The organism is Nocardioides sp., assembly GCF_036267815.1.
GTDB lineage: Bacteria > Actinomycetota > Actinomycetes > Propionibacteriales > Nocardioidaceae > Nocardioides.
Window position 1 is genome coordinate 13,307 of the sequence record NZ_DATAVI010000059.1, and the last position, 25,499, is coordinate 38,805.

At 72.6% G+C, this 25,499-nt stretch carries 26 protein-coding genes and 1 tRNA gene; 18 read left to right on the forward strand and 9 right to left on the reverse strand.

Features of this window, described 5'->3' with window-relative positions; genetic code table 11:
• Positions 1 to 75: 75 nt before the first annotated feature.
• From mfd to VHW64_RS12295, 3 genes are read left to right on the forward strand one after another with little or no spacing between them, the layout of a single operon-like run.
• Entirely contained in the window at positions 76 to 3,684 is a 3,609-nt protein-coding gene (gene mfd, locus VHW64_RS12285) for a transcription-repair coupling factor (RefSeq protein ID WP_329650846.1), read from the forward strand.
• Entirely contained in the window at positions 3,681 to 4,394 is a 714-nt protein-coding gene (locus VHW64_RS12290) for a hypothetical protein (protein ID WP_329650847.1), read from the forward strand. Before mfd ends, VHW64_RS12290 begins: the two co-directional genes overlap by 4 nt.
• Before the next feature lie 14 nt (positions 4,395 to 4,408).
• The gene (locus tag VHW64_RS12295; protein ID WP_329650848.1) at positions 4,409 to 5,014 is read left to right on the forward strand and encodes a MazG nucleotide pyrophosphohydrolase domain-containing protein; all 606 of its coding nucleotides are present in this window, start codon (positions 4,409 to 4,411) and stop codon (positions 5,012 to 5,014) included.
• Here the strand turns inward: VHW64_RS12295 and VHW64_RS12300 are convergent.
• On the reverse strand, positions 5,011 to 5,733 hold the full coding sequence (locus tag VHW64_RS12300) for a hypothetical protein (RefSeq protein ID WP_329650849.1): 723 nt from the start codon (positions 5,731 to 5,733) through the stop codon (positions 5,011 to 5,013). The genes VHW64_RS12295 and VHW64_RS12300 overlap by 4 nt on opposite strands.
• Before the next feature lie 193 nt (positions 5,734 to 5,926).
• Here VHW64_RS12300 and eno point away from each other — a divergent pair, with 193 nt between their 5' ends.
• The 6 genes from eno to VHW64_RS12330 all read left to right on the forward strand — a co-directional run bounded on the left by eno (position 5,927) and on the right by VHW64_RS12330 (position 10,102).
• The gene (gene eno / locus VHW64_RS12305; RefSeq protein ID WP_329650850.1) at positions 5,927 to 7,204 is read left to right on the forward strand and encodes a phosphopyruvate hydratase; all 1,278 of its coding nucleotides are present in this window, start codon (positions 5,927 to 5,929) and stop codon (positions 7,202 to 7,204) included.
• 170 nt (positions 7,205 to 7,374) lie between these two features.
• Positions 7,375 to 7,791, forward strand: coding sequence for a septum formation initiator family protein (locus VHW64_RS12310; RefSeq protein WP_329650851.1), 417 nt, complete (start codon positions 7,375 to 7,377; stop codon positions 7,789 to 7,791).
• Positions 7,788 to 8,279: a DUF501 domain-containing protein gene (locus VHW64_RS12315; protein ID WP_329650852.1), complete on the forward strand. Its 492-nt coding sequence runs from the start codon at positions 7,788 to 7,790 to the stop codon at positions 8,277 to 8,279. The genes VHW64_RS12310 and VHW64_RS12315 overlap by 4 nt, the downstream gene beginning before the upstream one ends.
• A complete protein-coding gene (locus tag VHW64_RS12320) occupies positions 8,272 to 9,177 on the forward strand; it encodes a Ppx/GppA phosphatase family protein (protein WP_329650853.1) in 906 nt (301 codons plus the stop codon). Before VHW64_RS12315 ends, VHW64_RS12320 begins: the two co-directional genes overlap by 8 nt.
• Entirely contained in the window at positions 9,174 to 10,049 is an 876-nt protein-coding gene (locus tag VHW64_RS12325; protein ID WP_329650854.1) for a uracil-DNA glycosylase, read from the forward strand. The genes VHW64_RS12320 and VHW64_RS12325 overlap by 4 nt, the downstream gene beginning before the upstream one ends.
• A tRNA-Leu gene (locus VHW64_RS12330) sits at positions 10,028 to 10,102 on the forward strand. Before VHW64_RS12325 ends, VHW64_RS12330 begins: the two co-directional genes overlap by 22 nt.
• A gap of 12 nt (positions 10,103 to 10,114) precedes the next feature.
• Here the strand turns inward: VHW64_RS12330 and VHW64_RS12335 are convergent.
• The gene (locus tag VHW64_RS12335) at positions 10,115 to 10,324 is read right to left on the reverse strand and encodes a hypothetical protein (RefSeq protein ID WP_329650855.1); all 210 of its coding nucleotides are present in this window, start codon (positions 10,322 to 10,324) and stop codon (positions 10,115 to 10,117) included.
• A 93-nt stretch (positions 10,325 to 10,417) separates the two neighbouring features.
• Positions 10,418 to 11,188, reverse strand: coding sequence for an LLM class flavin-dependent oxidoreductase (locus tag VHW64_RS12340; RefSeq protein ID WP_329650856.1), 771 nt, complete (start codon positions 11,186 to 11,188; stop codon positions 10,418 to 10,420).
• Between the two features lie 154 nt (positions 11,189 to 11,342).
• Between VHW64_RS12340 and VHW64_RS12345 the strand changes: the two genes are divergently transcribed.
• Entirely contained in the window at positions 11,343 to 12,212 is an 870-nt protein-coding gene (locus tag VHW64_RS12345; RefSeq protein ID WP_329650857.1) for a Bax inhibitor-1/YccA family protein, read from the forward strand.
• Here the strand turns inward: VHW64_RS12345 and VHW64_RS12350 are convergent.
• Positions 12,199 to 13,191, reverse strand: coding sequence for an SGNH/GDSL hydrolase family protein (locus VHW64_RS12350; RefSeq protein WP_329650858.1), 993 nt, complete (start codon positions 13,189 to 13,191; stop codon positions 12,199 to 12,201). The two genes, VHW64_RS12345 and VHW64_RS12350, sit on opposite strands and share 14 nt — an antisense overlap.
• Positions 13,192 to 13,355: 164 nt before the next feature.
• Between VHW64_RS12350 and VHW64_RS12355 the strand changes: the two genes are divergently transcribed.
• Complete coding sequence (locus tag VHW64_RS12355) at positions 13,356 to 13,529, forward strand: hypothetical protein (RefSeq protein ID WP_329650859.1); 174 nt, start codon at positions 13,356 to 13,358, stop codon at positions 13,527 to 13,529.
• A gap of 50 nt (positions 13,530 to 13,579) precedes the next feature.
• On the opposite strand, the gene VHW64_RS12360 is transcribed toward VHW64_RS12355, so the two are convergent.
• Complete coding sequence (locus VHW64_RS12360; protein ID WP_329650860.1) at positions 13,580 to 14,434, reverse strand: SAM-dependent methyltransferase; 855 nt, start codon at positions 14,432 to 14,434, stop codon at positions 13,580 to 13,582.
• 55 nt (positions 14,435 to 14,489) lie between these two features.
• On the opposite strand from VHW64_RS12360, the gene VHW64_RS12365 reads away from it, so the two are divergent.
• Positions 14,490 to 15,896, forward strand: coding sequence for a cystathionine beta-synthase (locus VHW64_RS12365; RefSeq protein WP_329650861.1), 1,407 nt, complete (start codon positions 14,490 to 14,492; stop codon positions 15,894 to 15,896).
• A 170-nt stretch (positions 15,897 to 16,066) separates the two neighbouring features.
• Positions 16,067 to 16,717, forward strand: coding sequence for a response regulator transcription factor (locus tag VHW64_RS12370; protein WP_329650862.1), 651 nt, complete (start codon positions 16,067 to 16,069; stop codon positions 16,715 to 16,717).
• A 256-nt stretch (positions 16,718 to 16,973) separates the two neighbouring features.
• Here VHW64_RS12370 and VHW64_RS12375 read toward each other — a convergent pair whose 3' ends face one another.
• On the reverse strand, positions 16,974 to 17,558 hold the full coding sequence (locus VHW64_RS12375) for a nucleoside/nucleotide kinase family protein (RefSeq protein ID WP_329650863.1): 585 nt from the start codon (positions 17,556 to 17,558) through the stop codon (positions 16,974 to 16,976).
• Between the two features lie 34 nt (positions 17,559 to 17,592).
• Between VHW64_RS12375 and VHW64_RS12380 the strand changes: the two genes are divergently transcribed.
• The 4 genes from VHW64_RS12380 (at position 17,593) to VHW64_RS12395 (ending at position 21,805) form a co-directional block, all read left to right on the forward strand.
• Positions 17,593 to 18,981 (forward strand): magnesium chelatase, encoded by a 1,389-nt coding sequence (locus tag VHW64_RS12380; protein ID WP_329650864.1) that lies wholly within the window; start codon positions 17,593 to 17,595, stop codon positions 18,979 to 18,981.
• On the forward strand, positions 18,974 to 19,372 hold the full coding sequence (locus tag VHW64_RS12385) for an OsmC family protein (RefSeq protein ID WP_329650865.1): 399 nt from the start codon (positions 18,974 to 18,976) through the stop codon (positions 19,370 to 19,372). The genes VHW64_RS12380 and VHW64_RS12385 overlap by 8 nt, the downstream gene beginning before the upstream one ends.
• Positions 19,365 to 21,461 carry a VWA domain-containing protein gene (locus VHW64_RS12390; protein ID WP_329650866.1) on the forward strand — a complete coding sequence of 699 codons (2,097 nt, stop codon included), beginning with the start codon at positions 19,365 to 19,367 and terminating at the stop codon, positions 21,459 to 21,461. Before VHW64_RS12385 ends, VHW64_RS12390 begins: the two co-directional genes overlap by 8 nt.
• A 194-nt stretch (positions 21,462 to 21,655) precedes the next feature.
• The gene (locus VHW64_RS12395) at positions 21,656 to 21,805 is read left to right on the forward strand and encodes a hypothetical protein (protein ID WP_329650867.1); all 150 of its coding nucleotides are present in this window, start codon (positions 21,656 to 21,658) and stop codon (positions 21,803 to 21,805) included.
• Positions 21,806 to 21,816: 11 nt separating this feature from the next.
• Here VHW64_RS12395 and VHW64_RS12400 read toward each other — a convergent pair whose 3' ends face one another.
• Genes VHW64_RS12400 through VHW64_RS12410 form a run of 3 tightly spaced genes read right to left on the reverse strand, consistent with a single transcriptional unit; the run spans position 21,817 to position 24,738 of the window.
• Complete coding sequence (locus VHW64_RS12400; RefSeq protein WP_329650868.1) at positions 21,817 to 22,695, reverse strand: ABC transporter permease; 879 nt, start codon at positions 22,693 to 22,695, stop codon at positions 21,817 to 21,819.
• Positions 22,682 to 23,614 carry an ABC transporter ATP-binding protein gene (locus tag VHW64_RS12405; RefSeq protein ID WP_329650869.1) on the reverse strand — a complete coding sequence of 311 codons (933 nt, stop codon included), beginning with the start codon at positions 23,612 to 23,614 and terminating at the stop codon, positions 22,682 to 22,684. Before VHW64_RS12405 ends, VHW64_RS12400 begins: the two co-directional genes overlap by 14 nt.
• Positions 23,611 to 24,738 carry a hypothetical protein gene (locus VHW64_RS12410; RefSeq protein WP_329650870.1) on the reverse strand — a complete coding sequence of 376 codons (1,128 nt, stop codon included), beginning with the start codon at positions 24,736 to 24,738 and terminating at the stop codon, positions 23,611 to 23,613. The genes VHW64_RS12405 and VHW64_RS12410 overlap by 4 nt, the downstream gene beginning before the upstream one ends.
• Before the next feature lie 94 nt (positions 24,739 to 24,832).
• On the opposite strand from VHW64_RS12410, the gene VHW64_RS12415 reads away from it, so the two are divergent.
• Positions 24,833 to 25,495, forward strand: coding sequence for a response regulator transcription factor (locus VHW64_RS12415; RefSeq protein ID WP_329650871.1), 663 nt, complete (start codon positions 24,833 to 24,835; stop codon positions 25,493 to 25,495).
• Positions 25,496 to 25,499 lie beyond the last annotated feature (4 nt).

Here is a 25,499-nt window from a genome sequence, read left to right on the forward strand (position 1 = left end):
CTGCACCCCCTCCGCCTGCCGGACTGGGGGCGTTGGTGCTGTCCGCCCTCTGCCCACCCTCGTCGAAAGGCCCGCGTGCTCTCCTCCCAGCTCACCGATGCCGTGCTCGCGGAGCCCGCGCTGGCAGCAGCGCTGACCGTCGACGCACAGCTGGGGCGGCTCGACCTGACGGCCCCGGCCGGCGTCCGGCCGTTCCTCGTCGACGGCCTGGTCCGCGCCGACCGCACCGTGCTGCTGGTCACGGCCACCGGGCGTGAGGCCGAGGAGCTCACCGAGGAGGTCTCCTCGCTGGTCGACCCCGCGGCGGTGGCCCTCTTCCCGAGCTGGGAGACGCTTCCCCACGAGCGGCTCAGCCCCCGCAGCGACACCGTGGGGCGACGGCTCGCGGTGCTCCGGCGGCTCCGGCACCCCGGCGCCGCAGCCGGCTTGCGAGACTCCGGTGCCTCGGGCGCCGGGCCGGAGACCGGATCCCTCCGGGTGGTCGTCGCGCCGGTCCGGTCGATCCTCCAGCCGCAGGTGCGCGGGCTCGGCGACCTCGAGCCCGTCGAGCTGGAGCCCGGCTCGACCGCCGAGCTCGACGAGGTCACCCGCCGCCTGGCCGACGCGGCATACACCAGAGTCGACCTGGTCGAGAGGCGCGGTGAGTTCGCGGTCCGTGGCGGGCTCGTCGACGTGTTCCCGCCGACCGAGCAGCATCCCGTGCGGGTGGAGTTCTGGGGCGACGAGGTGGAGGAGATCCGGTCCTTCGCGGTGGCCGACCAGCGCACGATCGAGAAGGTCGACCGGCTGTGGGCTCCTCCCTGTCGCGAGCTCCTGCTGACCGACGACGTACGCCGGCGCGCCGCCGAGCTGGGCCGGGCGCACCCCCAGCTGGTCGAGATGACCGACAAGATCGCGGCTGGCATCGCCGTGGAGGGCATGGAGTCGCTGGCGCCCGTCCTCGTCGACGAGCTGGAGCTGCTCGTCGACACGATGCCCGACGACACGCTGGTCGTGGTCGTCGATCCCGAGCGGGTGCGCAGCCGGGCGCACGACCTGGTGGCCACCAGCGAGGAGTTCCTGGGTGCCTCGTGGGCCGCCGCGGCAGGGGGCGGTGTCGCCCCGATCGACCTGGGCGCCGCGTCGTACCGCGAGCTCGACGACGTCCTCGCACACGCGCGCGAGCTGGGCATCCCGTGGTGGACGGTCAGCCCCTTCGGTCTCGACGAGGAGCTGCTGGACGGCGCGGGGCGCACGGTGGGGGCGGTGCCGGTCGAGGGGTACCGCGGTGACGTCGAGCGGGCCGTCAGCGACGTGCGCGGCTGGCTCGCGGAGGGTCGTCGCGTCGTGGTGGTGCACCCGGCGCACGGTCCGGCCCAGCGCATGGTCGAGGTGCTCGCCGAGCACGACGTCGCGGCGCGTCTGGTCGAGCCCGACGACCTCACCCTCGACCCCGCGGTGGTGACCGTGACCTGCGGCGCTCTGGCCCACGGCTTCGTCGCTGCGGGCGTGGGGCTGGTGGTGCTGACCGGCGACGACCTGTCCGGACAGCGCGGCGCCACCCGCGACCAGAGCCGGATGCCGACCCGCCGCAAGCGCCAGATCGACCCCCTGGAGCTGACCAAGGGCGACTACGTCGTCCACGAGCAGCACGGCGTCGGCCGGTTCGTGCAGATGCGGCAGCGCGAAGTGCAGGGCGCCACCCGCGAGTACCTCGTCCTCGAGTACGGCGCAAGTCGGCGTACACCGGGAGGGGGCGGCGGACCGGCCGACATGCTCTTCGTCCCCGCCGACTCCCTCGACCAGGTCACCCGCTACGTCGGTGGCGAGCAGCCCCATCTCGACCGGCTCGGCGGGTCTGACTGGTCCAAGCGGAAGAACCGCGCCCGCCGGGCGGTGCGCGAGATCGCGGCCGAGCTGATCAAGCTGTACGCCGCGCGGCAGGCCACCCAGGGCTTCGCCTTCGGGCCGGACACCCCGTGGCAGCGCGAGCTCGAAGACGCGTTCCCGTTCCACGAGACGCCCGACCAGCTGACGACCGTCGACGAGGTGAAGGCCGACATGCGCCAGACCGTGCCGATGGACCGGCTCGTCTGCGGCGACGTCGGATACGGCAAGACCGAGATCGCGGTGCGCGCGGCGTTCAAGGCGGTGCAGGACGGCAAGCAGGTCGCCGTCCTGGTCCCGACGACTCTGCTGGTGCAGCAGCACTACACGACGTTCGCCGAGCGGATGGGGTCGTTCCCCGTCACGATCCGGGCGCTGAGCCGGTTCCAGACCGAGCGGGAGGCACGCGAGGTCGGCGAGGGGCTTCGCGAGGGCTCGGTCGACATCGTGATCGGCACCCATCGCCTGCTCAACCCCGACGTCAAGGTCAAGGACCTCGGGCTGATCATCGTCGACGAGGAGCAGCGGTTCGGCGTCGAGCACAAGGAGCAGATGAAGCGCCTGCGCACCAGCGTCGACGTGCTGTCGATGAGTGCGACTCCGATCCCGCGGACCCTGGAGATGGCGATCACCGGCATCCGCGAGATGTCGACGATCACGACCCCGCCGGAGGAGCGGCATCCGGTGCTGACCTACGTCGGCGGCTACGAGGACCGCACCGTCACGGCCGCGATCCGGCGCGAGCTGCTCCGCGAGGGGCAGGTCTTCTTCATCCACAACCGCGTGCAGTCCATCGAGAAGGCCGCGGCGCGGATCCGCGAGCTCGTGCCGGAGGCCCGCGTCGCCACGGCTCACGGGCAGATGGGGGAGCACCAGCTCGAGCAGGTCATGCTGGACTTCTGGGAGAAGCGCTTCGACGTCCTGGTGTGCACCACGATCGTCGAGTCGGGTCTCGACGTCTCCAACGCCAACACGATGATCATCGAGCGCGCCGACGCGCTCGGCCTCTCCCAGCTGCACCAGCTGCGTGGCCGGGTGGGCCGCTCCAGCGAGCGGGCCTACGCCTACTTCCTCTATCCCGCCGAGAAGCCCTTGACCGAGACCGCCCACGAGCGGCTCGCGACCCTCGCCCAGCACTCCGACCTCGGGGGCGGGATGGCGATCGCCATGAAGGACCTCGAGATCCGGGGCGCGGGCAACCTCCTGGGCGGCGAGCAGTCGGGACACATCGCCGACGTCGGCTTCGACCTCTACGTGCGCCTGGTCGGCGAGGCGGTGCAGGAGTTCCGCGCCGACGGGTCCGGTGCCGACGACCTGGGGGAGGTGCGGATCGAGCTGCCGGTCGACGCCCATCTTCCGCACACCTACATCCCCAGCGAGCGCCTGCGCCTGGAGATGTACCGCCGGCTGGCGGAGGTCCGCGCCGACGCGGATGTCGACGCCATCCGCGACGAGCTCGACGACCGGTACGGCGAGCCCCCCGTCGAGGTGGCCTCGCTGCTGCTGGTGGCGAGGTTCCGTGCCCGGGCCCGGCAGGCGGGCATCACCGAGGTCACCATCGCCGGGCGCAACGTCAGGTTCGCACCGGTCGCCGAGCTGCCCGAGTCGCGGGTGCTCCGGCTCAACCGGCTCTACCCCCGCAGCATCGTGAAGAGCCAGCTGGGGACCCTCCTGGTACCACGGCCGCAGACGCAGGTCATCGGGGGCCGTCCGATCGACGGGGTGGCCCTGCTTGAATGGGCCCGCGCGGTCATCGACTCGGTGATCGACCCGCGACCGGAGAGAAGCACCGCCAGCACCACCAGGGAGTCATCGTGAACCTCACCCGACAGCGCGTGGCGCTCGCCGGACTCGCCGCAGCCGGGCTGCTGCTGACCGGTTGTGGCAGCTCCCTGGGCATCCACCCGGGCTCGGCCGTCGTGATCGGTGACCAGTCGGTCGGGATGGCCAGGATCGACACGGCCGCCACCCTGTTCTGCAAGGTCTACGTCACCCAGTCGCAGGCTCAGGCCAGCTCGCAGCAGTCGGGGCCGATCCCGATGGGCCTGGTCCGCAACTACGCCGCCTCCAGCCTGGCCAAGCGCGCCCTGGGTGAGCAGCTCGCCGCGCAGTACGCCGTGACACCGGCCTCGGGCTACCAGCAGGCCATCAGCCAGTACCAGTCGGCGCTCGCCTCCTCGCCCGCCGACCAGCGCGACGCCGCGATCGAGGTCGCCGGCGCCGACGCCTACCTCGAGAACGTCCAGGTCGCGATCGGCCAGAAGCTCTCCGGCAAGACCGGCTCCAGCAACGCCGAGCTCAAGGCGGCGCTCCAGGGCGGGCAGGTCGCCACCCAGGACTGGCTCACCCACCACTCGGCCTTCATCGACCCGGTCTTCGGGGTGGCGGTCGACGGCGGCAAGTTCTCCACGGTCAAGGACCAGACGTCGTACCCCCTGAGCGCGCTGGCCTCGGCCGGAGCGCAGACCACGGCGGCTCCGGGCGACGCCTACACCTCGCAGCTGTCCTCGTCGCAGCTGTGTCAGTGACGGGCGAGTGAGGCGTGTCCGAGGGAGCGCCCCTGCTGGACCTCGCCGACGACATGCGCCGGCTGCGGCGCGAGTGCCCCTGGACGCGTCAGCAGACCCACCGGTCGCTGGCACGCTACCTCCAGGAGGAGGCCGCCGAGGCGCTGGAGGCGATCGACGCGGGTGACGACGCCCACCTGGGCGAGGAGCTGGGAGACCTGCTGCTCCAGGTGTACTTCCATGCGGTCGTCGCGGAGGAGTCCGGGTCGTTCACCCTCGACGACGTCGCTCGCGGGATCGCGGAGAAGATGCGCCGGCGCAACCCCCACGTCTTCGGTCCCGACGCCGAGGTCGGCGGAGCCTCCGAGCTGACGGCGGCCGAGGTCGACGCCCGCTGGCAGCAGATCAAGCAGGCCGAGAGGCCGCGCCGTTCGGCCTACGACGGCATCGCCCCCGGCCTGCCGGCGCTGCTCCTCGCCCTCAAGGTGCTCGAGCGTGAGCCGGATGCGCCGCTGCCGACCGAGTCGCGCGACCTGGGCGACCGGCTGCTGCTGCTCGTGGCCGAGGCGAGGGCGGCCGGCGTCGACCCCGAGCAGGCCCTTCGCGACGCCGTCCGCCGACAGGTCCCGGACGGTCGCTAGGACGCGACGCCGGCGCCGGCCAGCAGCGAGCCTGTCATCGGCTCGTCGCTGGTGGCCATGCACACGACGGTCTTGTTCTGCTGCCACCGCGAGGCGAGCGGGTGGAGCAAGGTGAGACGCAGGTCGCTCCGTCCGCGCAGCTCCGACATTCCGCTGAGCCGCTGCGTACACCCGTTCTCGGACTCCTGCGACACCGCGCCGTCGCCGGGGTAGTCGCCGCTGAGCTCGAACGTCGCGAGCACCTGGATCGCGTGCGGCTGGGTGCACGGCACGACCTGGACGACGCTGGTGGGTCCGGTGGGGGGCTGCTGGCCGCAGTCGCCGACGCGCAACGCCAGCACCGACATCGAGCCCGCCTTGGTGACGTCGCCGGCCGAGTCCCGACGTGCGGCCAAGGGCCGGAAGACGAACACGGCGACGATCACGGCCACCCAGAAGCCGACCCCGACCAGCCCGGCGATCGCGACCCGCTTGCCGTGGTTGCGCCCGTCGCCCGAGCGGGTGATGACCACGCACGCGAGCACGACCGCGACCACCCAGCCCAGGAAGAACGGGAACCAGCCGAGGCCCAGGGCCCAGTACGCCGTGGCCCTGCTCGGCGGCGGACCGACCGGCTGCTCGGGCTGGCCGGGCTGCCCCGGCTGGACGGGGTACGGCGTGCCGTACGACGGGGCGCCGGTCGGCTCGCCGTACGACGGGCCGTAGGTCGGTGTGGTCATGTCTGCTCCGAGAGTTCCTCGCGTGGTCTGAGGCCAGTGTGAGGCGGGTCGGCGATCCGCGCGGGCGTTTTGCCAACTCGTCGAACTGCGCATCTCGACCGGTCGAACTGCGCATCTCGACCGGTCGGAAGGCGCATCTCAACAGCCGCGGGTGCTGCCGGGTTCGCGCGGAGTGCGACGTTAGGGTGACCGCATGGCGATCATCGAGGCTGTCGGGGCTCGCGAGATCCTGGACTCCCGGGGCAACCCCACCGTCGAGGTCGAGGTGCTGCTCGACGACGGCACCTACTCCCGCGCGGCCGTGCCGAGCGGGGCGTCCACGGGTGCGTTCGAGGCGGTCGAGCTGCGCGACGGCGAGAAGGCGTACGCCGGCAAGGGCGTGCAGAAGGCCGTTGCCGCCGTGGTGCAGCAGATCGGCCCGGCGCTCGAGGGTCTCGACGCCGACGACCAGCGGGTCGTCGACCAGACGATGGCCGACCTCGACGGCACCCCCAACAAGGCCAGCCTCGGTGCCAACGCCATCCTCGGCGCCTCACTCGCGGTCGCGAAGGCCGCGGCCGACTCCGCGGCGCTGCCGTTGTACCGCTACGTCGGGGGTCCCAACGCGCACCTGCTGCCCGTCCCGCTGATGAACATCGTCAACGGCGGATCCCACGCCGACTCCAACGTCGACATCCAGGAGTTCATGATCGCCCCGGTGGGCGCGGCCACCTTCCGCGAGGCGCTCCAGTCCGGTGCGGAGGTCTACCACGCGCTCAAGGCCGTCCTGAAGAAGAAGGGCCTGTCGACGGGGCTGGGCGACGAGGGTGGCTTCGCGCCCGATCTGGAGAGCAACCGTGCGGCGCTCGACCTGATCGCCGAGGCGGTCGAGGCTGCCGGGCTGCGGCTCGGCACCGACATCGCCCTGGCGATGGACGTCGCGGCCAGCGAGTTCTTCGACGACGGGGGCTACTCCTTCGAGGGCGGCGCGAAGTCCGCGGCCGAGATGACCGCCTACTACGCCGACCTGGTGACGGCGTACCCGATCGTGTCGATCGAGGACCCTCTCCACGAGGACGACTGGGACGGCTGGAAGACGCTGACCGACGAGCTCGGCGAGCGCATCCAGATCGTCGGCGACGACCTCTTCGTGACCAACGTCGAGCGGCTCCAGCGCGGCATCGACGGCGGCCAGGCCAACGCCCTGCTGGTCAAGGTCAACCAGATCGGCTCGCTCACCGAGACCCTCGACGCGGTCGACCTGGCCCACCGCAACCGCTACCGCTGCATGATGAGCCACCGCTCCGGCGAGACCGAGGACACCACGATCGCCGACCTCGCGGTGGCGACGAACTGCGGACAGATCAAGTCCGGCGCCCCGGCTCGCACCGACCGGACGGCGAAGTACAACCAGCTGCTGCGGATCGAGGAGGAGCTGGGGGACGCCGCGCGCTACGCCGGCGCCCGCGCCTTCCCGCGGTTCGGGGCCTGACGCCGATGGTCCAGCCGCGTCGCGCGCCCACCGGCCGCCCGGGCTCTCGCCCGGGCGGGCCACGTCGGCGACCCCGCTCCAGGACGGCGGACGCCCCACGCTCCGCCGCTCCCGCTCCCGCGACCCGGCCGGCCGCCGAGCCGCGCCACTCCCGGGTCACCGGGCGCGCGATGGTGCTGGTGCTCGTGCTGTCGGTCCTGACCATCTCCTACGCGTCCTCGCTGAAGGCCTACTTCCAGCAGCACAGCCAGATCCAGCAGCTGCGCGGGCAGATCGCGACCAGTCAGAGCAGCATCTCCCGCCTCGAGGACGAGAAGGCCCGGTGGCAGGATCCGGCGTACGTCCGCGAGCAGGCGCGTGCGAGGTTCGGCTACCTCATGCCCGGCCAGACGTCGTACGTCGTGATCGGCGAGGACGGCAAGCCGATCGCCGCCCAGGCCACCCTGTCCGACCCGCGCACGTCGCGTACCACCACGCCGACCGCGTGGTGGACCAGCGAGTGGAAGTCGGTCCAGCTCGCCGGCAACCCGCCGCCCACGGGCGTCAGGAGCCGGCCCCTGAAGTTCCTCGGCGGCGGCCGGCGGTGAGCGACGCGGTCTCGCCCGGCGACCAGGCCGCGGTCGAGGCCCAGCTCGGGCGTACGCCGCGCGGCCTGCGGGCCGTCGGTCACCGCTGCGCGTGCTCGCTGCCGGATGCTGTCGTCACCGAGCCTCGGCTGCCGGACGGCACGCCCTTCCCGACGATGTACTACCTCACCTGTCCGCGCGCGACGTCGCTGGTCGGGACCCTCGAGGGCTCCGGCCTGATGCGTGAGATGGAGGTCCGCCTCGCCGACGACCCGCAGCTCGCGACGGCCTACCGGGCGGCCCACGAGGCCTACCTCGCCGACCGTGAGCGGCTGGGCGACGTCCCCGAGATCGCCGGGGTGTCCGCCGGCGGCATGCCCGACCGCGTCAAGTGCCTGCACGTCCTGGCGGCCCAGGCGCTGGTGGCCGGGCCGGGGGTCAACCCCCTGGGCGACGAGGTCGTCGACCGGCTGGGGTCCTGGTGGTCGGGAGGACCCTGCGTTGGCTGAGCGCATCGCCGCGATCGACTGCGGGACCAACTCGATCAAGATCCTGATCGGCGCCTACCCCGAGATCCTGGTCCGCGAGTCGCGGATGGTGCGACTCGGTCAGGGGGTCGACACCACCGGTCTCCTCGCCGACGACGCCCTGACGCGCACCTTTGCCGCCATCGACGAGTACGCCGCCCTGCTCGCGAGGTACGGCGTGACCCGCCTCCGCTTCTGTGCCACGTCCGCGACTCGCGACGCCGGCAACGCCGACCTCTTCGTCGAGGGCGTGCGAGCCCGGCTGGGCGTCGTGCCCGAGGTGCTCTCCGGAGACGAGGAGGCCGCGCTGGTCTTCCGGGGCGCGGTCGGGCACCTGCGGCGAGCGGCCGCCGGGCCCGTGCTCGTCGTCGACATCGGAGGCGGCTCCACCGAGCTCGTGCTCGGGCATGACCGGCCCGACGTCGCGGTGTCGATGGACATCGGCTCCGTGCGTCTGCACGAGCGTCACCTGGACACGGACCCGCCGACGGCGGCCGAGATCGCGGCGTGCCGATCCGACATCGACCGCCATCTCGCCACCTGTCCGGTGCCGGTGGTCGACGCCGCCTCGGTGATCGGGACCTCGGGGACGATCAAGACCCTGGCCGCGGCGATGCTCGACCTCGAGGTCTACGACCGCGACGCGATCGACGGCGCCGAGCTCGGCGTGGCCGACACGCTGGACTACGTCGACCGCCTGCTGGCGATGACCGTCGCCGAACGACGCGCCATCGGGTCGATGCACCCGGGCCGGGCCGACGTGATCGGGGCCGGCGCCCTGATCTGGTCTCGCATCCTGGCTCAGGCCGGCGTGTCCACCTATCGGGTGTCCGAGGCCGACATCCTCTACGGCATCGCCGCTTCGCTGGTGTCACCGTGAGCCAGCTGCCCCACCCGGTGACGGGCACGCCGTACCCCAGCCCGGTCCCTCCGGGCACCGGGTGGCCCGACGACCCGGCGGAAGCAGACACGCCCGTGGCGCGCACACCCGCCGGGGTACGCCGTCTCGCCGCCACCGAGAGCCTCGGCGAGCTCGATGCCCGGATCAGCGTCTGCGCGGCTTGCCCGCGGCTCGTGCGCTGGCGCGAGGACGTCGCGGCCGAGAAGCGGGCGTCGTTCGCCGACCAGCCCTACTGGGGTCGTCCGATCGCCGGCTGGGGTGACCCCGCGGCCCGGCTGGTCATCGTCGGGCTCGCGCCCGCGGCCAACGGCGGGAACCGCACCGGCCGGGTCTTCACCGGCGACTCGTCGGGTGACTGGCTGTTCGCGAGCCTGCACCGCGTCGGCCTGGCGACCCGCGCGACGAGTGTCCACGCGGGCGACGGTCAGCGCCTGGTCGAGACCCGGATGGTGGCGACGGTGCGCTGCGCGCCGCCGGCGAACAAGCCGACGGTGGTCGAGCGCGACAGCTGTGCCCCCTGGATCGACCGTGAGCTGTCGCTGCTGGCGCCGAGGCTGCGGGTCGTGGTCGCGCTGGGTGCCTACGGGTGGGCCGGCGCCCTGCGCGCCCTGGCCGGCGCGGGGTACGACGTGCCGAGGCCGCGCCCGCGCTTCGGGCACGGCACGCAGGTGCTGTTGGCTCGGGGCGAGCACGCCGACGCCGTCGGGGTCCGGCTCCTGGGCTGCTACCACCCCTCCCAGCACAACACCTTCACCGGCCGCCTCACCCCGACGATGCTCGACGAGGTCTTCGTCGCGGCCCGCGATCTGGCTGGGATAATCCCCGGACCGCCCCTGTATCCCAACCGGTAGAGGAAGCCGCCTTAAAAGCGGCCCCAGTCTGGGTTCGACTCCCAGTAGGGGCACCGGCTGGTTGCTCAGCCGCCGTCCCCGACCCGCAGCCTCCTGAGGCCCGCGACGAGGAGGACGAGACCGACCAGGGCCACCACGGCTCCGATGACGGTCCACTGCGACTCGCCGTCCATGCCGCCGTTGTCGCCCATCGCGCCGGAGCCCTGGAGGACCCAGAGGACTCCGATGGCAAGCGCCAGAACTCCGCCGACCACCCAGACCCACACCATCTTCACGTCGGCTCTCCTCCCACGTCACGAGACAGCAGTGCTGCAAGTCTGCCCTCGGTCGGCAAGCGGTCTGCTCCGGGCGCCCGCGCCGACCGGTGATCAGGCCGGCGGAGCGGAGACGAGGGCCTCGAGCTCCTCGCGCCACCCCGCCTCGTGCGGCCAGACCGAGCGCACCAGCCACGTCGCCCCGGCCGCGGCCCACGCATCGGGCGAGGTGCCGTGAGGCCACTGCGCGACAAGGTCCCACGCGTCGTGCGGGTGCGGTCCGACGTAGGCCGCCAGCTGCTCGGGGGTCAGGAACGGCGAGGCGATCGGGACGTAGCCGTCCCAGCGGCGGGCCCGCTCCAGAGGTCGGGTGTTGGGCGCGCGGCCGGCCACCCAGATCGGGATCCGCGGCTGCCGGGGCGCAGGCCGCATGGTCGCGGTCACCTGGAGGTGCTCACCCCGATGGGCGACCGAGCCGCCCAGCAGTCCCGAGAGCACGTCGAGCGCCTCGTCGGTGATCGCCGCACGGACCTGGTACGACGGCTCGTCGCCGAAGTCGGAGAAGTCGAGCCCCGGCGGGTCGCCCAGCCCCACGCCGAGCGTCACCCGGCCACCGCTGAGGTGGTCCAGGGTCACCAGGTGCTTGGCCACGACGGCCGGGCGCCGCCGCGACAGCGGCGTCACCATCGTGCCGATCCGCAGCCGCGTGGTGGCAGTGGCGACCGCCCCCAGGAGCACCCACGGGTCGTGCACCTCGACCTGGTCGTCCCAGCGGAGGTGGTCCCACAGGAAGAACCCGTCCCAGCCGTTGGCCTCCGCCGAGCACGCCCACCCGAGGACGACGGCGGGGTCGGTGAACGGCGGCACACTCAGGGCGAAGCGCATCCGGCGACGCTAACAGCGCCCACGGCCGGCCGGCTGCGCACCTGAGGAGAGGCTGTGCTTCGTCGCCGTCCGCTCCGATCCGCCGGGCCGACTGGCTACGATTCACAGCGAGCCGGTCGTCAGGTCGACGGCCGTGGCCTCCTAGGAGGAGACCATGCAGAGCAACAACCCGGTTTTCCGCAACTCCGACGAGTTCAACGGCCGGACGAGCAACGCCTACGGCAACCAGGTCTACGGCGGCAGTGGCACGGCGCACGCCGGCTACGGCACCACCGACCCCTCGACCTGGGGCGTGGGCACACCGGGGTCCACCCAGGCCGCCACCGGCCCGATGACGATCGACAGCGTCGTGCAGAAGACCGGCATCTCGCTCCTGGTGGTGCTGGTCGCCGCGTTCGCCACCTGGGTGCTGACGCCGGCGCTGGGCGACCGTGGCTCGCTCCTGACCGACACCGCCGTGAGTCATCTCTACGGCGCGATGATGATCGGCGGACTCGCCGCGTTCGGGCTGTCGATGGCCAACTCCTTCAAGCGGAGCATCAGCCCGGCCCTGGTGCTCGCGTTCTGCGTCGCCGAGGGCGTGGCCCTCGGTGCGTTCAGCAAGTTCTTCGACTACCAGTACGGCCACGGCATCGTCATCCAGGCGGTGATCGGCACCTTCGCCGCCTTCGCCGGCACTCTGGCCGCCTACAAGTTCTTCGACATCCAGGTGAGCAACAAGTTCCGGATCGGCGTCATCGCCGCGATGTTCGGCCTGGTCGGCCTGGGCGTGCTCGAGATCGTGCTCGGCCTCTTCGGGACCGGCCTGGGCATCTACGGCTTCGGCTTCGTCGGCTTCCTGTTCTCGCTGCTCGGCCTGGTCGTCGGCATCTTCATGCTGGTGCTCGACTTCGACTACGTCGAGAACGGCATCCGCGCGGGCCTTCCCGAGCGCGAGTCCTGGCGCGCGGCGTTCGCCCTGACCGTGAGCCTGGTCTGGATCTACACCAACCTGCTGCGCATCCTGGCGATCATGCGTCGCTGACCGCGTCGTCCTCCTCCAGCTCGGCGGGGGCCTCCGGGTCGGAGCGAAGCCGTGCACGTCGGCGCAGCTCCACCCAGAGGCCCTTCTTGTCTCCCAGCTCGGTGCCGGGGGTGCGGGCCGCGCGCACCGCTGCGGTCGCGACCGGCATCGTGCCTTCGCCGCGGGTACGCCGTCGCGGCTCGTCGGCGGCCAGGCCCAGCGAGTTCAGGGCGCTCGGGACGAGCACCTCCGCGACCGCGCGATAGCCCTCCGCCGAGGGGTGGAAGTGGTCGGGGCCGAACAGCACGGCCGGGGCCGCTGCGAAGTCCGGACCCAGGATCGAGCCCAGCGAGACCGCGACCCCTCCCTCCTCGACGACCACGATCGCCTGGGCCGCGGCCAGGCGGCGCGACATCGACCGGGCCACCTGCTTCAGCGGCGGGGGGATCGGCTTGACCGAGCCGAGGTCGGGGCAGGTGCCGACCAGCACCGTCACGTCGGCCGCGACCAGGCGGCGGCAGGCCTCGGCCAGGTAGCGCACCGACTGCGACGGGCGCACCCGATGGGTGACGTCGTTGGCGCCGATCAGGATGACGGCGAGGTCGGGGCGGGTCGCCATGGCACGGTCGAGCTGGTCGGCGAGGTCGCAGGACTGCGCCCCCACCTTGGCGTAGGTGCGCAGGTGCACCCGTCGGTCGGCCTCGGAGGCCAGGCTGCTGGCGAAGAAGGCACCCGGGGTCTCCACGATCCGCTCCACGCCGTACCCCGCCGCGCTGGAGTCCCCGAGGAGGGCCACCTTGATCGCCGGCCCGGGCCGGCCGCGGCCGTACCACCCCGTCGAGTCGGGGAACGTCGGGTCGTCGGCGTTGCCGATCATCCGCCGTGCCATGGCCGCCTCGCCTCGCAGCACGGCGTACAGGCCCATGCCCAGGACGGACAGGCCCCCGCCCCCGAACGCCGCGGCGGAGGCCAGTCTGCGTGCCGCAGCGGCCTTCCCCATGAGGCGAACCTATCGCCGCCGCCCCGCCGCCTCGCCGGGGCCCCGTGGTCGCGTCGTCGGCGCCCGGCGGGGAGCAACGTGACTCGGCTCACGGAGCGTTCTTGGAACGATCCAAGCACCGTGGGCATTGCACCAGATGTACGCCCACCCGAGAGGAGATGACCATGCGCATCGCCAACCCGTCCGCCCTCGCCAGTGTCGCCGCCCGTCGCGGCCGCACCCCCCGCCTCGACCGGCGCTCCGACCGCCGGACCCTGCGCCGCCGCGTCGGCGACTACACGCTGTGGGCCTTCAACCCGCAGCGTGAGCTCAGCAGCCGCCACGACCGCGCGGCCTGAGCTGCGACACGACGGCTTCGACTCGGCCACCGGCCCGCAGCCGTCAACCCTCAGCCGCCAGCCGGCACCGGCCAGCCGCGGGCCCCGAGCGCGAGCCGGGTCCGCGGCGGGTCGGGTGAGGGCGGCAGTCCCAGGAGCCGCCTGATCGTGGCTGCGGCGTCCTCGAGGTGGACGTCGTCGAAGCCGCGGTCCATCAAGAGCCCGCGCAGCTGGTCCGGCTCGAACTCCGAGACCCAGGGCTCGCCGAGCTCCGCCACCCGCTGTCGTCTCGCCTCCAGCCAGGCGCGCCTCTCCGGCGACTCGTGCGCGGCCGGTGGGGACGCGTGGTCGAGGACGACGGCGGCATGCGGCAGCGCGCCGAGGATCCCGAGCGTCTGCGAGACCGCCTCGACCGTGAGGTACGGCGTGACCCCGAGCCACCAGAACAGCACCGGCCGCCCGGTGTCCAGGTGTGCGCGCAGGACCTCGCGAAGGTCGTCGCGCTCGAAGTCGACCGGCGCATGGGTCACCGACTCGGGCACCGCGATGCCGGCGCTGCGCAGCCGTCCGAGCTTCCAGTCCTGGGTGGCCGGGTGGTCGAGCTCGACGACCCGCAGACCCGGGTACGGGTTGCGGTAGGCGAAGGTGTCCAGCCCTGCGCCGAGCACGACCAGCTGGTCCAGACCCGCCGCCGCCGCGGCGTCCAGGACCACGTCGGCGTAACGCGCGCGAGCGCACACGAACCAGCGCATGGGCCGGTCCGAGGCCTGGGCGCGTCCCCGCTCCCGGAGGTCCTCGGGGCTCTCGCCGAGGAGCGGGACGGCGAGCGGGTCTCGGAAGATCCGTCCGTCCTCCACGACCTGGTGCACGGCGCGGTGTCTCGCCGCGCCGTACGCCGTCCGGCTGGCGGGGCTGTCGGCCTCCATGGGGCCATCCTTGCGGATGCGGGCAAGGACATCGGCCGCGGCTATCTTGACCGCCATGGAGTACGTGGAGTCGCTGCTCGACCTGGTCGGCAACACCCCGCTGGTGCGGCTGTCGAAGACCCTCGACCTCGACGCCGGCACCTCGCAGACCTCGGGCGCACCGCTGGTGCTGGCCAAGGTGGAGTACTTCAACCCCGGCGGCTCGGTGAAGGACCGGATCGCCGCGCGGATGGTCGAGGCGGCAGAGGCCTCCGGCGAGCTCCAGCCGGGAGGCACGATCGTCGAGCCCACCTCGGGCAACACCGGCGTCGGGCTGGCGATGGTCGCGCAGGCCAAGGGCTACCGCTGCGTGTTCGTCTGCCCCGACAAGGTCAGCGAGGACAAGCGCAACGTGCTCAAGGCCTACGGCGCCGAGGTCGTGGTGTGCCCGACCGCGGTGGCGCCGGAGCACCCCGACTCCTACTACAACGTCAGCGACCGGCTCGCGGCGCAGCCCGGTGCCTGGAAGCCGGACCAGTACTCCAACCCGCAGAACCCCCGGTCGCACTACGAGACCACCGGCCCCGAGATCTGGCGGCAGACCGACGGGCGCATCACCCACTTCGTGTGCGGGATGGGGACGGGCGGCACCATCAGCGGCGTCGGGCGCTACCTCAAGGAGCAGCGGCCGGAGATCCAGGTGATCGGCGCCGACCCGGCCGGCTCGGTCTACTCCGGAGGCACCGGCCGGCCCTACCTCGTCGAGGGCGTCGGCGAGGACTTCTGGCCCGAGACCTACGACCGCTCCGTGGCCGACCGGGTCATCGAGGTCTCCGATGCCGACTCCTTCGCCTTCACCCGCAGGCTGGCCCGCGAGGAGGCGATGCTGGTCGGCGGCTCGGCCGGGATGGCGGCGTACGCCGCCCGCCAGGTGGCCCGCGAGCTGGCCGGCACGCCCGGCGGCGAGAGAGCCGTGGTCGTCGTCCTGCTGCCGGACTCGGGGCGCGGCTACCTCACGAAGGTCTTCAACGACGCCTGGCTCGCGCAGTACGGCTTCGCGACCGACGCCGCGACCACCGACCAGACCGTGGGGGAGGTGCTGCGCGGGAAGTCCGGGCGGCTGCCCGACCTGGTGCACACCCACCCGGGCGAGACCATCGCCGAGGCGGTGGCGATCCTCCAGGAGTACAGCGTCTCGCAGATGCCCGTCGTCCGCGCCGAGCCGCCGATCGTGGCCGCCGAGGTCGCGGGCTCGGTCTCGGAGCGGACGCTGCTCGAGGCGCTCTTCACCGGGGCTGCCCACCTGACCGACCGGGTCGAGGACCACATGTCGCCGTCCCTGCCCACGATCGGCTCGTCGGAGTCGGCGCGCGCCGCGGTGGCGATCCTGGAGGACGCCGACGCCTTGCTCGTGCACGAGGACGGCAAGCCCGTCGGCGTGCTGACGCGCCAGGACCTGCTGGCGTTCCTGGCCGGCGCCTAGCCCCGCATCTGCCCCAGGGCGCATCGGGGATGGTCCGTCCCGTGTTCGCCCCCAGGGCGCCGCTCCAGCGACGACTCGGGGCGAGAACGGCGGTCACTATCCGAGGCGGTGGGCGCCCTTGGCGGGGCCGGCGACTGCGCTTCGGCCCAGACCTTGCTAGAACTAGTGCCATGGCTGGGGTGATCCGCGTCTTCCTGCTCGACGACCACGAGGTCGTCCGGCACGGTCTGCGCGCGCTCCTGGAGTCGGCCGGAGACATCGTCGTGGTCGGCGAGTCGGGCACCGCCGCCGAGGCGACGGCGCGGATTCCGGCCAGCCACGTCGACGTCGCGGTGCTCGACGCGCGGCTGCCTGACGGCTCGGGCATCGAGGTCTGTCGAGCCGTGCGAGCCGTCGACCCCCACGTCCGCGCCCTCATCCTGACGTCGTACGACGACGACGAGGCGCTCTTCGCCGCGATCATGGCCGGGGCGTCGGGCTATGTCCTGAAGGAGATCGCCGGCCACGACCTGGTGGGGGCCGTCCGGCAGGTCGCCGGGGGCAACTCCCTGATCGACCCGTCGCTGACCGCCCGGGTGCTGGACCGCGTGCGCAACGGCCCCGCGACCGTGCCCGAGCTCGCCGAGCTCACTGAGCAGGAGCTCAAGCTGCTGGGCCTGATCGCCGAGGGGCTGACCAACCGCCAGATCGGTGAGCGGATGTTCTTGGCGGAGAAGACGGTGAAGAACTACGTCTCGAGCATCCTGTCCAAGCTGGGCCTGGAGCGCCGGACCCAGGCGGCGGTGCTCGCCTCGAAGCTGCTCGGTGCCAGCGGCGACTAGGGTGTCGCCCCGAGCTGGGAGCCGCATCCCTGGGCCCACCCCAGGGCCACGCCCGGGCCGTTTGGCAAAACCTTGGGACGCGTTGCGCGAAAGCATGATCATGCACGCGGGTGAATGACATACTCATAACAGAGCGTGACAAAGGCCCGTTCGCTCCCCCCGCGAACGGCCTTCCCCCCGGGAGAGACCCCGGACCCCGACCTCTCGGTCGGGGTCGGGGTCCTTCGCCTTTCCGGGCCTGTGCCAGCTCACCTGATCACGCCGTGACGACGCGGTCGGCCCGGCTTCGGGTCGCCGTCACCAGCGCGGCGTTCGCGTCGTCGACCCGGGCGACCCAGGCCTCCGCCTCGGCGGGTGACTTGCCGAACTCCACATGACGCGCCACCAGCCGGGGACGTCGAGTGTCGTCGGGGCACTCGAGGAACCAGACCTCGTCGAGCTCGGCACGCACCGCGCGCCACTCCGCACGGTCGAGCAGCAGATAGTTCCCCTCGGTCACGACCAGCTCGGCGTCCGGGTACACGGCCACGGCGCCGGCCAGTGGCTGCTCGAGGTCGCGCTCGAACGCCGGCGCCCAGACCGTGTGCCGCGCCTCGCGCACGCGCCGCAACAGCGCGGCGTACCCCCACGCGTCGAAGGTCTCCGGCGCCCCCTTGCGGTCCAGGAGCCCCAGTTCGGTCAGGGCCCGGTCGGCGAGATGGAAGCCGTCCATCGGCACCAGCCCGGCGGGGACCGACGAGCTGGCCACGAGGTGCTCGGCGTACGTCGACTTGCCCGCGCCCGGCGGGCCTGCGATCCCGACGAGCCGCCGTCGCGGGGCCGAGGGCGAGGAGGAGGTCACGGCCGGCATTGTGCCCCGGACTAGCGTGGAACCCGTGACAGAAGCCCCCACGCCGCGCACGCTCGGGCAGCTCCGAGAGTCCGGGCACGTCCAGAAGCCCCTGCGCACCGAGCTGCGCGACAACCTCCTGGCCAAGCTCGCCGTGGGCGAGGACCCGTGGCCCGGGATACACGGCTTCGAGGAGACGGTCGTGCCCCAGCTGGAGCGCGCGCTCCTCGCGGGACACGACGTCGTCCTCCTCGGTGAGCGCGGGCAGGGCAAGACCCGGCTCCTCCGGTCGCTGGTGGGGCTCCTCGACGAGTGGACGCCGGTGATCGCCGGCGCGGAGCTCGGCGAGCACCCCTTCGAGCCGATCACCCCGGAGTCGCGACGCCGTGCCGAGGAGCTCGGCGACGAGCTGCCCGTCGAGTGGCGGCACCGCAGCGAGCGCTACTCCGAGAAGCTCGCCACCCCGGACACCTCGGTGGCCGACCTGATCGGCGACGTCGACCCGATGAAGGTCGCCGAGGGCCGGCACCTCGGCGACCCGGAGACGATCCACTTCGGGCTGATCCCGCGCAGCCACCGCGGGATCGTCGCGATCAACGAGCTGCCCGACCTGGCCGAGCGGATCCAGGTGGCGATGCTCAACGTGATGGAGGAGCGCGACATCCAGATCCGCGGCTACGTGCTCCGCCTGCCGCTCGACACCCTCGTCGTGGCCAGTGCCAACCCCGAGGACTACACCAACCGCGGCCGCATCATCACCCCTCTCAAGGACCGCTTCGGCGCCGAGATCCGCACCCACTACCCGACCGAGCTCGAGGACGAGATCGCGGTGATCCGCCAGGAGGCCGAGCTGGTCGCCGAGGTGCCGGACTACCTCGTCGAGATCCTGGCCAGGTTCACCCGCAACCTGCGCGAGAGCAACTCCGTCGACCAGCGCTCCGGGGTCAGCGCGCGCTTCGCGATCGCCGGGGCGGAGACGGTCGCGGCCTCCGCCTTGCACCGCGCGACCCGGCAGGGCGAGGAGCTCGCGGTGGCCCGGGTGGTCGACCTCGAGACGGCGGTCGAGGTCCTCGGCGGCAAGATCGAGTTCGAGACCGGCGAGGAGGGCCGCGAGGGCGAGATCCTCACCCACCTGCTCCGCACGGCCACGGCCGAGGCTGTGCGCCACCACTTCCGGGGCCTCGACTTCGCCGTCCTGGTCGATCGCATCGAGGCGGGCCAGATGGTCACGACGGGGGAGCAGGTCACGGCCCGCGACTTCCTGATGGGGCTGCCGGTGCTCGGCGAGTCGGAGCTCTACGACCAGGTCTGCGACCGGCTCGGCGCCGGCAACGACGGCGAGCGCGCCGGCGCGATAGAGCTGGCCCTCGAGGGGCTCTACCTCGCCCGCAAGATCAGCAAGGAGTCCGGCGGCGGGGAGACGGTGTATGGCTGAGGACTTCCCCGTCGTGCTCTCGGCCGGCTCTCTGCGGGCCGAGGCGGCCGACGGCTGGGTGCCGCCCCCTGTGTGGACCGAGGAGGGCGTCGTGGTCACGGCGGCGCCCCACGGCGCCGGCCCCCTGCAGGTGTCGGTCGCGCTGTGCGTCCTCAACGACCTCTTCCGCGAGGCCCGGCAGCAGGGGCCCTCCGTCTCGGGGGCGCGGGCGGCCGCGAGGGGCGAGCTCGACGAGGAGACGTGGCAGTCGACCGGGATCACCTACGAGGTGCAGGTCGACTCGCCGGCGTCGGCCGAGGAGGTGACCACGCTCCTTCGCCACGTCGACGCGGTGGCGGAGATCCCGCGGACCCTGCGCGGCGGCACTCCCGTGGAGCGCGCCGATGGCTAGCCGGCACCAGCCTCGCTCCCGCTACACGGCGTACGACGGCGGGCCGGACCCGCTGGCCCCGCCCGTCGACGTCGCCGAGGCCCTCGACGCCATCGGCGAGGACGTGATGGCGGGCTACAGCCCGGAGCGCGCCATGCGGGAGTTCCTGCGCCGCGGTGGTCAGGGCCGCCGGGGGCTCGACGACCTCGCTCGCCGGATCGCCGAGAAGCGCGCGGAGCTGACCCAGCGTCACAACCTCGACGGCACCCTTCGCGAGGTCAAGGAGCTGCTCGACCACGCCGTCCTCAGCGAGCGCGGCCAGCTGGCCCGCGACATCGGCATGGACGACGGCGACCGCGCGCTGCGCGAGCTCACCCTCGACAACCTGCCGACCTCGACGGCCGCCGCGGTCAGCGAGCTCGCGTCGTACGACTGGCGCAGCCGCGAGGCGCGCGAGGACTACGAGCGGATCAAGGACCTGCTCGGGCGGGAGCTGCTCGACCAGAGGTTCGCCGGCATGAAGGAGGCGCTGGAGAACGCCACCGATGCCGACCGTGCGGCGGTCGGCGAGATGCTCACCGACCTCAACGAGCTGCTCGGCAAGCACCAGCGCGGGGAGGACACAGACCGGGACTTCGCCGACTTCATGGACAAGCACGGCGACTTCTTCCCGGAGAGCCCGCAGAACGTCGAGGAGCTCATCGACGCCATGGCCCAGCGAGCAGCGGCGGCCCAGCGGATGATGAACTCGATGACCGCCGAGCAGCGGGCCGAGCTGATGTCGCTGGCGCAACAGGCCTTCGGCTCGCCGGCCCTGATGGAGCAGCTCGCGAGCCTCGACGCCACCCTCCAGGCTCTGCGGCCGGGTGAGGACTGGGGCGGCTCGGAGCGCTTCGACGGCGAGCAGGGGCTGGGCCTCGGCGACGGCACCGGTGCGCTCGCCGACCTCGCCGACCTCGACGACCTGGCCGAGCAGCTGTCCCAGTCCTACGACGGCGCGCGTCTGGACGACATCGACCTCGACAAGCTCGCCGAGCAGCTCGGCAACGACGCGGCCGTCGACGCGCGCACCCTCCAGCGTCTCGAGCAGGCGCTACGCGACTCGGGATACCTCAAGCGCACCTCCGACGGCCAGCTCAAGCTGTCGCCCAAGGCCATGCGTCAGCTCGGGAAGGCGCTGCTCGCCGACGCCGCCACCAAGATGAGCGGCCGGCAGGGACAGCGCGACCTGCGGCAGGCCGGCGCCGCCGGCGAGCTCTCCGGCGCCACGCGCAAGTGGCAGTTCGGCGACACCGAGCCGTGGGACGTCACCCGCACGATCACCAACGCCGTCCGCCGCGAGGTGGCCCACGGTGCCGTCGGGCGACAGACGTCGCGTGATCGCACGGGTCCCCCGCCGATCGGTGCGACACCACAGGAGTCCGCACATCCCATCAGAGTCCAGGTCGGCGACCTCGAGGTGTCCGAGACCGAGGCGCGCACGCAGGCCGCGGTCGCGCTGCTCGTCGACACGTCGTTCTCGATGGCGATGGACGGCCGCTGGGTGCCGATGAAGCGGACCGCGCTGGCGCTGCACACCCTGATCCGCTCGCGCTTCCGGGGCGACGCGCTCCAGCTGATCGGCTTCGGCCGGCACGCGCAGGTGATGGACATCGAGGAGCTGACCGGGCTCGACGCGATGTGGGACAAGGGCACCAACCTCCACCACGCGCTGCTCCTGGCCAACCGCTTCTTCCGCAGGCATCCCAGCGCGCAGCCGGTGCTCCTCGTCGTCACAGACGGGGAGCCGACCTCCCACCTCGAGCCGAACGGCGAGGTCTACTTCGAGTACCCCCCGCACCCCCTGACCGTCGCCTACGCCGTCCGTGAGCTCGACACCTCGGGGCGGCTGGGCGCCCAGACGACGTTCTTCCGGCTCGGCACCGACCCGGGTCTGGCCCGGTTCGTGGAGTCGATGGCCCGACGGGTCGACGGTCGGGTCGTCGCGCCGGAGCTCGACGACCTCGGCGCCGCGGTCGTCGGGTCCTACCTCGGATCCCGCGGCCCGGCCGGCCCCGGCGACGGCTACCGCGACTGGTTCGGCGGGCGCGGAGACTGGTACGCCGGATGACGCTGCCGTCACCCACCGGCCCTGGGGCAGGGTACGCCGAGGTGTGAGCGAGCCACCTGGTGCTCCGGGCTGTGGCTCAAGCGGCTACCCCGACGGCATCCCGTCCCAGGACTACGTCCCGATCCTGGAGGTCATCCAACCCGGACCCCCCACGAGGAGATCGACTCGATCGCCGACGGGCTCGGGGGCAGACCGTGGGCAGCGATGAGCCGATCACCCGCGCCCACATCGAGGCGATGCTGCAGGAGACGCTCCTCCGGAAGGCCAGCGACTCCGACGTGGCCCGGGTCTCCGCCCGGCTCCCGGTGGGCGGCCGGCCGCTCGCCGACCCCCACGCGAGCTGACCGGCCCGACCTCAGCTCGTGACGTCCTTGACCGAGAACCTCGCCCACGCCGCCGCGAAGAAGACCACGGCGTAGCCCACGGCGAGGTACGTCCCGGCGGCGATGTTGTTCCAGGCCACGGGGTCTCGGAGCAGGTCGCCGAAGTCCAGCCAGTGATGGGTGATCAGGTAGGGGTGCAGCCACGACACCTGCGGGATCGCGTCGAGGATGTACGACGTGGTGCTGAACACCACGGTCGTCACCATCGCCCCGATCGGCTGCTCGGTCAGCGTCGAGAAGAACAGCCCCACGGCGCCCAGGGCGGCGAGGCCGCAGGCGAGGTAGACCGCCGCCAGCAGCACGCGGCCCAGGCCCGCGGCGAAGGAGATCTGGCTTCCCGACAGCGTGGTCAGCGAGCCGCCGCCGAACAGCACCAGACCGAACGCCATCCCGGTGAGGGTGACCACGAAGGTCGCCACGAAGGCGGCGACCACGATGCCGGCGTACTTCACGACGAGCAGCCGCGTGCGTGTGACAGGCACCGTGAGGAGGTATCGCAGGGTGCCGAGGTTCGCCTCGCCCGCGACGCTGTCGCCCGCCACGACCGACACCGCCAGTGGCAGGAAGAGCCCGAGCTCGATGGTCATGGCCGCCAGCGAGACGAACAGGCCGTTCTGCGTGATCGAGCGGAAGAAGTCCGGTGCGTCGGCGCCGGGCTGCGACAGCGTCGTCTTGACCGCGATCGCGATGAACGCCGGCACCGCGGCCAGCACCACGAGCCCGGCCTGGTTGCGACGGCGCCCGAGCATCAGTCGAAGCTCGGAGAGCAGGAACCTCGGCGACACGGTCTTCTGCGGCGGACGGGTCCCGACCGCGTCACCGACCGTCCCTGCGGCGTCAGCCGCTGACATCGAAGCCCTCCCCGGTGAGCGAGACGAAGAGATCCTCCAGCGTCGGCCGTCCGACCCGGAAGCCCAGGACGGGGACGCCGGCGTGCACGCAGGCGGCCACGACCTTCTCCGGCGCGACCCCGCCGAGGGTGCCGGTCGCGGAGGCGCGCGCGACGTGCACGCCGCTCACGCCGAGCTCGGTCATGACGCGCGCCGCGTCCTGCGGCTGATCGGTCTCCACCGTCGCCTCGGCGTCGCCGCGATCGCGCAGCTCGGCGCTCGTTCCCTGGGCGACCAGCCGGCCCACGTGCATGACGCCGAGGTGGGTGCACATCTGCTCCACCTCGGCGAGCAGGTGGCTCGACACGAGCACGGTGGTCCCGTCGCCGGCGAGCGAGCCGACCAGCTGGCGGACCTCTCTGGTGCCCTGGGGGTCGAGCCCGTTGGTGGGCTCGTCGAGCACGAGAAGGTCCTTGGGAGTCAGCAGGGCGCCGGCGATCGCGAGGCGCTGTCGCATGCCGAGGGAGTACGCGCGGTACCGCTTGTCGGCCGCCGCGAGCAGCCCCACGCGGTCGAGGGCCGCGTCGACGCGCGCCCCGGCGGAGCGGGGGTCGCAGGTGCGGTCGGCCGCGTCGAGGCGGTGCAGGTTGCGGCGGCCGGACAGGTAGGGATGAAAGGCCGGCCCCTCGACCAGGGACCCGACCCTGGGAAGCACGCGTGCGGCATGCCTCGGGACCGCCGCTCCGAACAGCTCCACCTCCCCGGCGGTGGGGGCCACCAGGCTGAGCAGCATCCGGATCGTGGTCGTCTTGCCCGAGCCGTTGGGCCCCAGGAATCCGTAGACCGTGCCCGTCGGCACCTCCAGGTCGATCGTGTCGACGACGGTCTGTGCGCCGAAGCGCTTGGTCAGCCCGCGAGTGCGGACGGCGAGGCCCGTCACCTGCGCGACAGCGCGTCGTACAGCAGCGACGGGGGGACCGCACCCACGGCGACCCGGCCGTCGTCGGTCAGCACGACCGAGAACAGGGCGCTGCGCAGCACTCGGCCCGAGCCCCACGACCCCGACACGCTCGGGAGCGACCGGAGCAGGGCCTGGGGCAGGGCAGCGCCGGATCCGGTGGCGCCCCCCGTCGCACCCGCCGGGAGATGCGCGACCAGCACGGTCGTCCAGCCCTTGCCCACCACGGAGGGGGCCTGCCCGGCGGTCGAGCGCGCCTTCGGTGCGTGGCCGGTCTCCGGAGTGCCCTGCTTGACCGTCGCTCCCGGTGGCGGCGTGAAGCCGAACACGGAGCTTTGCGGTGTCGCCGTGGAGAACGACGTGAAGCCGACCTGGAACGCCGGGCTGGTCGCGCCGCGCGCGAACACCTGGACCCGCGTCGGCACGTGGGTCGCGCCGTCGATGGCGATGCGCACCGAGCCCACCAGCGACCGCGGGTCGCGCGGGGTCAGGTCGAGCTCGTAGGCGGGGCGGCCGGCCACCTGGGCGGTGGGGTCGGTGGAGACGCGGGTCGTCGGGCCGATCGCGCGCAGGGCCGCCTGGGCGGCCTGCTCGGGAGTAGCAACCGGGGTGTGCGTCGGACCGCTCATGAGACCCCGGTCGGAGCCGCCGGCCGGCACCGTCCAGTGGGTCGCCGTGTTGCCATGGCTCGACCATGCCCAGACGTCTCGGCCGTTGCGGACCAGGTCGGACTCGCCGAGCTGGCCGAGCAGGGAGAGCCTCACCTTGTCGGGACCGGCGTACCACACGCGCAGGGTGTGCGAGCCGGACACCAGCGAGGAGAAGTCGGCGCTGCCACCCCTGGAGCCGCTCGTTCCGCCCAGGCTGGGCACGGCGGGGAGCCCGAGATCGGTGGTCTCGACGACGGTGCCCGAGACGGCCTTCACCTTGGCGCCGGCGACGTCGGCGAGCAGCTGCGCGGCCGTTCGCGGCGGCAGGGTGCCGTGGGCGTCGGCGGTGACCGAGTGCAGGACCGGACCGGCCCCCACGAGGACGACGACCGCTGCGGCGGGGGCGCCGTAGCGCACGCGACGCGACCGCAGGACTGGGACATGGCTGCTCGACATGCCCCCATCATGGCTCGCGGTCGCTGTGAGATCGCTGAGAGGCTGTGACCCGGATCAGCCTCGCGCCGGTGGGAGCGCATGACATCGTGGACGCATGCGGCTGCTCGTCGTCGAGGACGAAGTGCGCCTGGCGCGTGCCCTGGAGCGCGGCCTGACGGCGGACGGGTTCACCGTCGACGTGGCCCGCGACGGGGCGCGGGGCCTGGAGCTCGCGCGCACCGGCCGCTTCGACGCCGTGCTGCTCGACGTCATGATCCCCGAGATCTCCGGCTACGAGGTCGTCAAGAGGCTGCGGGCCGAGGACAACTGGGTGCCGGTGATGATGGTCTCGGCCAAGGACGGTCCGCACGACCAGGCCGACGGGCTGGACTACGGCGCCGACGACTACCTCACCAAGCCGTTCGACTACGTCGTGCTGCTCGCGCGCCTGCGCGCGCTGCTGCGGCGACCGAGTGACCCGAGGCCGCCCGTCCTCCAGCACGGGGGTGTGCAGCTGGACCCGGCCACCCGTGAGGTCACCGTGGGCGGTGAGCCGGTCTCGCTGAGCAGGCGCGAGCACGACCTGCTCGAGTTCTTCCTGCGCCACCCCGACCGTGTGATCACCAGGACCGAGCTGCTCGACCGGGTCTGGGACGCCGTCGACGGCTACGAGCCCAACACCGTCGAGGTCTACGTCGGCTACCTCCGCCGCAAGCTCGGCAGTCAGGTGATCGTGACGGTGCGCGGGTCGGGGTACCGGCTCGCGTCCGTCCGGTGACCGG

Coding starts and splice junctions, on each gene's coding strand:
- VHW64_RS12410 (WP_329650870.1), bottom strand. CDS start 24,738: ATGTCGAGCAGCCATGTCCCAGTCCTGCGGTCGCGTCGCGTGCGCTAC.
- eno (WP_329650850.1), top strand. CDS start 5,927: ATGGCGATCATCGAGGCTGTCGGGGCTCGCGAGATCCTGGACTCCCGG.
- VHW64_RS12400 (WP_329650868.1), bottom strand. CDS start 22,695: ATGTCAGCGGCTGACGCCGCAGGGACGGTCGGTGACGCGGTCGGGACC.
- VHW64_RS12390 (WP_329650866.1), top strand. CDS start 19,365: ATGGCTAGCCGGCACCAGCCTCGCTCCCGCTACACGGCGTACGACGGC.
- VHW64_RS12310 (WP_329650851.1), top strand. CDS start 7,375: ATGGTGCTGGTGCTCGTGCTGTCGGTCCTGACCATCTCCTACGCGTCC.
- VHW64_RS12385 (WP_329650865.1), top strand. CDS start 18,974: ATGGCTGAGGACTTCCCCGTCGTGCTCTCGGCCGGCTCTCTGCGGGCC.
- VHW64_RS12355 (WP_329650859.1), top strand. CDS start 13,356: ATGCGCATCGCCAACCCGTCCGCCCTCGCCAGTGTCGCCGCCCGTCGC.
- VHW64_RS12350 (WP_329650858.1), bottom strand. CDS start 13,191: ATGGGGAAGGCCGCTGCGGCACGCAGACTGGCCTCCGCCGCGGCGTTC.
- VHW64_RS12365 (WP_329650861.1), top strand. CDS start 14,490: ATGGAGTACGTGGAGTCGCTGCTCGACCTGGTCGGCAACACCCCGCTG.
- VHW64_RS12415 (WP_329650871.1), top strand. CDS start 24,833: ATGCGGCTGCTCGTCGTCGAGGACGAAGTGCGCCTGGCGCGTGCCCTG.
- VHW64_RS12345 (WP_329650857.1), top strand. CDS start 11,343: ATGCAGAGCAACAACCCGGTTTTCCGCAACTCCGACGAGTTCAACGGC.
- VHW64_RS12360 (WP_329650860.1), bottom strand. CDS start 14,434: ATGGAGGCCGACAGCCCCGCCAGCCGGACGGCGTACGGCGCGGCGAGA.
- VHW64_RS12300 (WP_329650849.1), bottom strand. CDS start 5,733: ATGACCACACCGACCTACGGCCCGTCGTACGGCGAGCCGACCGGCGCC.
- VHW64_RS12340 (WP_329650856.1), bottom strand. CDS start 11,188: ATGCGCTTCGCCCTGAGTGTGCCGCCGTTCACCGACCCCGCCGTCGTC.
- VHW64_RS12370 (WP_329650862.1), top strand. CDS start 16,067: ATGGCTGGGGTGATCCGCGTCTTCCTGCTCGACGACCACGAGGTCGTC.